The following is an 8,458-nucleotide window of genomic DNA, read 5'->3' as shown; positions in this document are numbered from 1 at the left end:
ATTCACCGAACCCACGATACCAGCAGCGCAGCGGCCCGGTCGGCGCGGCGCGGATCATCGATGGAGGCGTGCAGCGAAATGAACCTCAGATACAGGAACAACAGGATCAGTTCGACGTCAGGCGCGCATCCCACACCCACCATGCACCCCACATCGGCTTGCCCCACAACGCACCGGTCCACAGCGATGAAGGCGAACAGCGCACCGGTCGGCGCGATCGCGGTTACATCATCGCCGACAAGCGGTATTGAAGATCAGCCCCAGTGCGGCGTAGCCCGCCATGATCAAGTACAGGAACATGGACAGGATGGACGCAGGAACGTGGATGAAGATGATGCGGTAAAACTCGCCTTTAACTGATAATCCGTCGGCGCGACCGCAAAACCGATATACAGGCCAACCGCAGACAGAATCGCAGCAGAAACCGCGAACCACGGAATCATTTTTCCGGCCAAGCCGTAAAAGGTCGTAGGTGCTGAATATTTGAACCAGTTTATTGCCAAAGTCATTACTCCATCGAAATTCGCAACGCCTGCGCACTCACCCAAGGGTGAATACCAGCGCCAATACCAGTAACGCACCCAACAAGGACAGGTGCGGCGTCGTGTTCAGTCCGCTTGAAACCGCCTCAACCGCTCCGGTGCCAAAGATCAGCACCGGAATGCACAGCGGCAACACCAGCAGCGATAACAGTACGCCGCCGCCGCGCAAACCCAACGTCAGGGCTGCGCCGATCGCGCCGATCATGCTGAGGATCGGTGTCCCAATAACAACCCGACGATCAGCACACCAATTGCCTGCGCCGACATATCGAACTGCAGTCCCAGCACCGGAGCCATCAGCACCAGCGGCAGGCCGGACACCATCCAGTGCGCGGTTATCTTGCCCAACACCAGCATCGATAGCGACTGCGGCGCCAGCATCATCTGTTCCAGCGTGCCGTCAAGATAGTCGGCGGAAAACAGCCGCCCCAGCGACAACATCGAAGATAGCAGTGCAGCGACCCACAACACACCGGGAGCCATTTTGCGCAGCATCTCCATCTCCGGCCCGACACCCAGCGGAAACAGGCTGACCACCATCACGAAGAAGATCAGCGTGGTAAGCACATCTGCGCGGCGGCGCATCGCCAGTACCAGATCGCGGCGTACCACCAACACCAACAGGCCGAGCATCGTCGATTTTTTCATGCCGCCATGACTTCCATGCTGCGCATCCTCATGACAGCGACAGACTGCGCATATCCATTCCCGCCACCTGCAAGGGCTGATGGGTAGTAAAAATCACCATCCCGTGGCCAGTCAGGTGCTCCGCGATCAATTCCTGGATCAAGGACACTGCTCCGACATCCAGTGCGGCCAATGGTTCATCCAGCACCCACAGTCGGGCATCGCTCACCAGCAAGCGCGCCAGCGCAACGCGCCGTCTCTGGCCTTGCGAAAGCACCTTGGTAGGCAACATTTCACGACCGCGCAAACCCATGCGGCGCAAAGCAGTGATCACTTCTCTTTCATCAAGCTCGATGCCGGATAGTCCAGCCGAAATATGCAAGTTCTCCAGCGCGCTCAATTCATCCTTGATGGCATTCAGGTGCCCGAGGTACAGCATTTGCGCGTAATAATCCTCATCCAGCTCACGGATATTCTCGCCATCCCAGACAATATCCCCCTCATCCGGCGTCATGAAGCCGCACAACGTGCGCAGCAAACTGGTCTTGCCGCTGCCGTTCGCACCCTGCACTTGCATGATCTGCCCGGGATGAAGCGTAAAGCTTAATCCGGAAAACAGGCGGTGATCGCCACGACTGCAGGCAAGATTGCTGATTTCCAGCATGGAGGGATAACCCGGTTATTTCACAGCGCGGGATTATATACGATGGCTCCCGGAAAAGCCTACCGCGCGGCCCGATTCCCACACCATCAGCAAGCTTTTGGAACGATCGGGAAATTACTGGAAGTGCGATCGACATTACCGTTTTCGACCCATCCGCGCCAGCATGAGTTCTCATTCAGTTTGGTTAGAAGCCAAATCAGGCTATCATTAGCGGAATACTTTTTAATTGTTCGTTAAAGCTGAAAGGCTGGTTTTATGACTTCACGAGTTTCGTTAAGGGATATCCCGAAGAAAAATATTTTCGGAAGGGTGATGTTTTGTACTTTTTGGCGAGTTGTTCGGCCGGGGGTATGCCAATGGCCTGGTTGACGAAGCCCGCAAGTCGGGCATGACACTCATCGGCATAACCGTAGGTCGACGCGACGAGAACAACGCCTTGCGTCCGCTGACCGGCGAAGAACTGGCTTTGGCCGAAACCAATCTCGGCGGGCGCATCATCAATGTCCCGCTGATGGCAGGATTCGATCTGGATGCGCCTGCAGGCGAAGCCACTCCCACCGATCTGCTTGGCAACATGACCCTGAAAAGCTGGCAGGAGGACAAACTCGACTGGCAACATATCGAAAAGTGTCGCGAAGCCGGCGTGAAACGCTTCAAGGATTCTGTCGCAAAGGTGATGGCCGAGCTGGACGGCATGATTGCGGACGGCAGCAATGTATTCTTCGCCCACACCATGGCAGGCGGCATCCCCAAGGTAAAGGTGTTTCTGGCCATCGCAAACCGCATCTATAAGGGCCAGGAGATCGCTTCATGTCTTCGCGAGCCTTGCTGGACAGTGACCTCGGCAAGCTGATCCTGATGAACTTCGACGAGGTTACCGCCAATACCTTCCAGCATTTGATCGAGGGTAGTTCCGCAATACGGACGCGGCTGGAAAAAACCGGCGGTCAGGTACGCTACACGGCGTATGGTTACCATGGCACCGAAATACTGATCGATGGCGGCTACCAGTGGCAGACCTACACCAACTACACCCAAGGCTACGCCAAGATGCTTCTCGAACGTATCGCAGAGGCTGCCTGGGCTAACGGCATCAGGGCAACGGTATATAACTGCCCGGAAATACGCACCAACTCTTCCGACATATTCGTCGGTGTGGAGCTTTCATTGTTTCCGCTACTCAATGCATTGAAGCGCGAAAATGGCGGAGAATGGGCCGAAGCGCAATGGCAGACTTGCCGAGAACTGCTGCAGGAAAGCTCTACGCTGGAGGGTCTGCTGCAAAAGATCGATGCCTACAATGCAAGCGATGTCATGACAGGCTTCCGCAATTTCGAGGCTTGGCCGATGGACAACAACAGGGAGTTGGCCGATCTGATGATAGGCACCTCGGACGGGATCACCCAGATGCACAAGGACCGCAAGGTTCTGGTGACCGATCTTCTGAGTGCTCTGGTGCTGGAAGGAACGGGACCATTAATGTTCTATGAAACTTCCGAACCTGCGGCCCCGGTCATCTGGCTGAATCACGACATCATCGCAAAGCAGCTTGTCGAGAATCACTGCAAGCAAGCAACATAGCAATCCCTGTTCACTGCCGCAATCGACAACGCCACATAAAATGTGGCGTTGTCATTTTCATACCCGGGAAAACGGGAAGTTCAGGGTTCCACGTCCGTCACTGTCTCGGGAAGATTCGTCTTGATTGTCGACTGCTGTCGGACATCAGCCATGTACGCCCGGAACATCTCTTCTCCGGTCATCTGGCGCAATTGCTGCACGTAACGGCTGCGCTTCAATTCATCGGGCTTCTCCCCGTCCTTGACAGCCGCAATACGCACCAGCAGATAACCGCCCTGCGCTGCTTCCGCCCCGACAAACCCGGGAAGTTTGGCTGCGTTGGCCTGGAATATCTGCCGTACCAGATCAACATCCAGGTCGCCGTGTTGTGCGCGCGTAATTTCCTGCGCTTTGCTCCAGTCTAATGCAGTTTGTTCTCCGTGTTGCAATTGCTCCAGAACGGCCTTGCCCTGCTTGCCGGCAAGCTCGATTGCCTGCTGACGCAACAGCTCCTGATGGATCGTATCCCGCACTTCAGCGAAGGCGCGCACAGTAGCTGGTTTATATTCAAGTATCCTCGCTGCAACCAGCGTATCCGGAGACACCTCGATAGCCGCTGTATTACGCTCATGCTTCAGCACATCTTCGCTGAAAATCGCCTGCAACATCTTCTCTGTCCAAGGCTCCTCGCCTGCCATACCGCTCGCCAGCCAGCCGCTTTGCATGATATCTGCACCGACAAGCTCCGCAGCAGGTTTCAATGTGTCGCTTTGCTCATAAACGGTATTGCTGAAGGCTTCCGCCAATTCTGCGAACTTGTCGCCCCCTTTTTGCTGGCGCAATTTATTCACGATACTTTCACGCACCTCGTCAAATGGCAACGCACGCGATGGGCGCACTGCAATCAACTTGACAATGTGATAACCGAAGTCCGATCTGACCAGACCGCTGATCTCGCCTTGCTTAAGCGCAAAGACAGCCTCGTCAAATTGCTTGACCATCATACCGCGTCCGAAAAACCCAAGGTCACCACCGTTGCCCGCCGAGCCAGGATCCTGAGAATGTTGCTTGGCCAGATCGGCAAACTTGTCCGGAGCCTGCCTGACTTGTTGCAGCAGTTTCTCGGCATTGGCTTTGCTACGTCCTGTTCAGCTTGGGCGGCGGCAAGCGGTACGGCAATCAGGATATGTGCAGCCTGACGCTGCTCAGCGCTGCCAAAATCGCTTTGATGTTCAGCGTAGTATTTGCGCGCATCTTCGGCGCTGACATCAACTTTCGCCATCAAATCAGGCATTGAGAACTTCACATACTCGACCCTGGCCTGCTCTTGCAGTTGAAACTTTTTCGGATTCGACTCGTAATATTTCTTCAGTGCAGCCTCATCCACCTTTGCCTGCGCCATAAAAGGCTGCAAGGATATGTATGCCACACTGATCAGGCGTCGTTGTTCGTTCAACCGTGCGAGATTATCCGCCACGGCATTTGAAGCAAAACCATTTTGCAAGTAGGCGCCGCGCACCTGCTGAGCGAGCAGATCATCACGCAAGCGAGCCTCGAACATCAGGGGGCGACATAGACTGCTCGGCCAGAGCGGATTCATAGCGCTTATTGTCGAAGCTTCCGTTCTCCTGAAATGCTTCTATACTGCCAATCACCTGCGCCACCTGGTCATCGGTCACCGTCAAGCCGGCAGCCTTGGCACGCTCAACCAGCAAACGTTGCGCGACCAGATTATCCAGAACGGCTGTCTTTATTTCCGGATTGTCGAGCATCTTCGCGTCGAAATTCGGCCCCAACATCTGGCGCAAATTGTTTTGCTGCTGCCGCAACGCAGTTTCAAATTCCTGCAGGGTGATTTTCGAACCGTTCACATTGGCAGCTTCTACGACTGCATTGCTGGATTTGTTGTATGAATCCACGCCCCAGAATGCAAACGGGAGGATGATTACCGCCAGAACTATCTGCACCAGCCGCTTTTTCTCATGGACAAAATCGAACATAACGATGACACCTGAAATTATTCAAGAAACAACAGATAAAAAAGGCGAACTTTCGTTCGCCTTTGTTTGGCGGAGCGCAAGGACACTCCACCTACCAAGCAAAACTGTTTGAAAACCAGAGCTGATTTTGTTTACTTTGCTCAAAGTCTCACAAAATTTGCGCACCGCCAAGCTGCAACACGCGCATTATATATTACCGGGGAAAGATTAGTAGAAAAGCCGGTTGATATCTTCGAGATCCTTGCGGCTCAACGCTCCGACCGCCTGCTTGAGTTTCAGACGGTTCGCGAGATAGTCGTAACGCACCTGGAAATAATCCCGCTTCGCGGCATAGTACAAACGATAGGCATCCACTACCGCAACTATCGTGTAAATCCCGTAATGAAATCCCTTGACCTTGCTCTGCAGCACGCTTTCCTGTGCGATCACCATTTTTCTCAAGGCCTCTATGCTCTTTGCGCCAGCCGTCACATTCAGGAAGGACGAGCGCGCCAGACGTTCGGTATGCCGGTATTCCTGATTGCGCTCCTGCTCACTCTTTTCTTTGCGCGCAACCGCTTCCCGCACCAGAGAGTTGGTTCTCCCTCCCTCAAACAGCGGGAAATTCAACTTGAACGAGATATCGTTTGTATTGACCTTGCTGCCCCCCCCATACAGGGAGCCTCCCGAATCCTGTGCTGTGGAAGTTCCCACCAGATTAAGTGTCGGCAAGTACCCCGCACGCTGGCCGTTTATTTCGATAGCCGCTATCTCCACTGCCATGGCGCGTGACTGCAACGCCAGATTCTGATCCAGTGCCGCAACCACCCACGATTCCACCTTTGCCGGCAACGGCGGCCGGGCATCAAAATTTGTCCGGAATCTGGGCAATGCCTCAGCTTCAAATCCGACGATCTCCTTGATCGCCAGTCGCGCATCGTCAAGCTTGTTCTGCGCGTCTATTTCCTTGGCTTCGGACAACGCCAGACGCCCCGCAGTATCGCTCACATCTACAAGCGTACCCATACCGTTCTTCAGGCGCGCCTGAGCCAATTCATGTTGCTTCGCAATCGTTTCGCGCTCGGCCTTGGACAAGGTCAGACTGTCGCGGGCTGCGGCCAACCCTAGGTACGCGCTGGACAAACGCACGATCAGATCCTGCTCGGCCGCCAGCAGGTTCACTTTAGCCTGTTCCTCCGACACTTTTGCCTGGCTGATCTTGGCAAAAGCCTGTGGCTTGATGATCGGCTGAGTGATAGTCAGCGTGTGGGTCACTGAAGAGTAGGACTGTTTTCCCAGGGCATAGACCGGATTGGAGGACTGCTTCACGTTCTGCTGCGCACTCGATCTTTGGTAATCATAGGTTGCGGTTGGCAGGTAAGCGGCTATGGCCTGCGGGGATGCCTCCAGGTTGGCCTTGTATTCCGCCTTCGCTGCCAAGTACTTGGGATCGGCCTCCACAGCTCGATCGAATAACGCCAGCAACCCGTACTGCCTTGTGGACGAGCCCGCCAATCCCGACTCCTCTTGACCTGTCGTAGCCTTGTCCAGTGCAACCGGATTGAGCGCGAAGGGAGGAATGCTGCCGCTGAGTTCAAGCACTTCCTTTCTCAACCTAAGATCGAGATCGGAAGGCAAACCGGCCATGGCCGCTTCCTTCGCCTGTTTGTATGCCGCCACTTGCCGCCGCGTGCCTATGGTCACCCACAAGTTCTCGCCCCCCGTACCTCCCTCCGCACTTTGGGCAACCACTGAAACTTCCTCGGCCAGATCAAATACCACCCGCGCAACGTTCCTGCCCGCCTTGCTCAGGCGCGCCCGCGTCACCAGAGGTGTAAAGCTCACAAACTCTGCCACAGCCTGTTCCACCTGTTTGGGGTTCATGCCACGGATATCTATCACCACGGATTCCGGGTCATGTTTCACCGAGACTTCGGTGTCGAGCTTCTGTTTGCTGAGGAAAGCCAGGTCTACCAATCCTTCCTCTTCCTTGGCTTCGATCACCGCCACGCCGTCCGGTAACCCCGGTGCCGGCGCCTCCGAGTGTGGCGACATCACGATTTCCCATTGCGACATGTCATCGCCAGTCGCCACCACCGTCTCATCCAGCACATCCATGGGTTTAGCAAGATCAACCGTCAGATAAGTCGCCGTATCTCCATGCGGCCTCATCCTGATGCCTTTCACCAGTGGATGCGCGGGAGGATGCTCACGCAGTATTTTTCCAGTTGTTCCCGATCCGAACTCTTGAGGTCTATGACGAATCCCTTGCCGCTGGCATCGAATCTGGCGTCATGGAGCACTCCGGCCTTCACGTCCAGCATCAAACGCAGGACCTCGTCATCGCCACGGGTTTCCAGTCTGAATGTATCGAAATCACCCCCCCATGCCGGAAAGACCATGGCAAGAGCCAACACCAGAGTGCATCCTGTAAAACGGTTTACGACACGATTTTTTTTCATTGTCATCAATTACGCTGAATAATTTTCAGGAGCAACTTGCCTTCTTCCCCAGTGCTGGAATTCCGCAACGTTACCAGAACCTGTACCCCATCCCCGATTCCTGCAGGCATCACTCCGCGGACCGACTTCTTGTCTGCATCCAGCTTCAGCCAGGATGGCATCGGCGCGCCATCATCCATCCCCAAGTCCACCACCATCTGTTCTTGCCGGACAAAGGAAGCAAAAGAACTCTCGAAGGAACGCTCTGGCGTAACTTGAACCACCAGTGGCGTCAATGCCGACGAAGTCGCAGTCGTGGAACCGGGCAAGTCAATCACGACATCGTTTACAGACACACTGAGCGCCTCTCTCATTCCGGCAACCTGCCCGCCGACATCGCTCAAGGTAAGAGGCGAGGTGAAGGAAGCCAGCATTATCGAGGTTGATGAATTGCCGGAGGATGAGGAAGAAGCCACAGTCGGCGCTCCTCCAATCGGCCTGGCCATTTGCAGCGGTATGTACTGCTGCGCCGTAGTCAGGTAGCCATTCCCGCTCTCGCTGACGCTTGCAGGTGGATAGCCATCGTATGTGGTACCCAAACGCAGGAAGCTGTAAGTCAAACCACCAAGGCGATTCTCAAGAGCC

At 55.0% G+C, this 8,458-nt stretch carries 5 protein-coding genes and 3 pseudogenes; 2 read left to right on the top strand and 6 right to left on the bottom strand.

Features of this window, described 5'->3' with window-relative positions; all coding sequences use genetic code 11:
- A partial coding sequence (locus tag IPM27_11920) for a hypothetical protein (protein ID MBK9162220.1) occupies positions 1-251 on the top strand: 251 nt, incomplete at its 5' end.
- 257 nt (positions 252-508) lie between these two features.
- Here IPM27_11920 and ccmB read toward each other — a convergent pair.
- Both ccmB and ccmA read right to left on the bottom strand, forming a co-directional pair.
- Positions 509-1,190, bottom strand: a pseudogene (gene ccmB, locus IPM27_11915) (heme exporter protein CcmB).
- Positions 1,191-1,218: 28 nt separating this feature from the next.
- Positions 1,219-1,833, bottom strand: coding sequence for a cytochrome c biogenesis heme-transporting ATPase CcmA (gene ccmA / locus IPM27_11910; GenBank protein ID MBK9162219.1), 615 nt, complete (start codon positions 1,831-1,833; stop codon positions 1,219-1,221).
- Positions 1,834-2,088: 255 nt separating this feature from the next.
- On the opposite strand from ccmA, the pseudogene IPM27_11905 reads away from it, so the two are divergent.
- Positions 2,089-3,414: pseudogene (locus IPM27_11905) on the top strand (hypothetical protein).
- Between the two features lie 80 nt (positions 3,415-3,494).
- Here the strand turns inward: IPM27_11905 and IPM27_11900 are convergent.
- From IPM27_11900 to IPM27_11885, 4 genes and pseudogenes are all read right to left on the bottom strand, one after another.
- Positions 3,495-5,393: pseudogene (locus tag IPM27_11900) on the bottom strand (SurA N-terminal domain-containing protein).
- Between the two features lie 207 nt (positions 5,394-5,600).
- Positions 5,601-7,544, bottom strand: coding sequence for a TolC family outer membrane protein (locus tag IPM27_11895; GenBank protein MBK9162218.1), 1,944 nt, complete (start codon positions 7,542-7,544; stop codon positions 5,601-5,603).
- Positions 7,545-7,555: 11 nt separating this feature from the next.
- The gene (locus IPM27_11890; GenBank protein ID MBK9162217.1) at positions 7,556-7,789 is read right to left on the bottom strand and encodes a hypothetical protein; all 234 of its coding nucleotides are present in this window, start codon (positions 7,787-7,789) and stop codon (positions 7,556-7,558) included.
- Positions 7,790-7,839: 50 nt separating this feature from the next.
- Complete coding sequence (locus IPM27_11885; protein MBK9162216.1) at positions 7,840-8,433, bottom strand: hypothetical protein; 594 nt, start codon at positions 8,431-8,433, stop codon at positions 7,840-7,842.
- Positions 8,434-8,458 lie beyond the last annotated feature (25 nt).

Source organism: Nitrosomonadales bacterium, assembly GCA_016716325.1.
In the GTDB taxonomy this organism is placed as follows: Bacteria; Pseudomonadota; Gammaproteobacteria; order Burkholderiales; family Gallionellaceae; genus Gallionella.
Note: the sequence above shows the minus strand (reverse complement) of the source record. Positions and strands in the feature narration are given on the sequence as shown.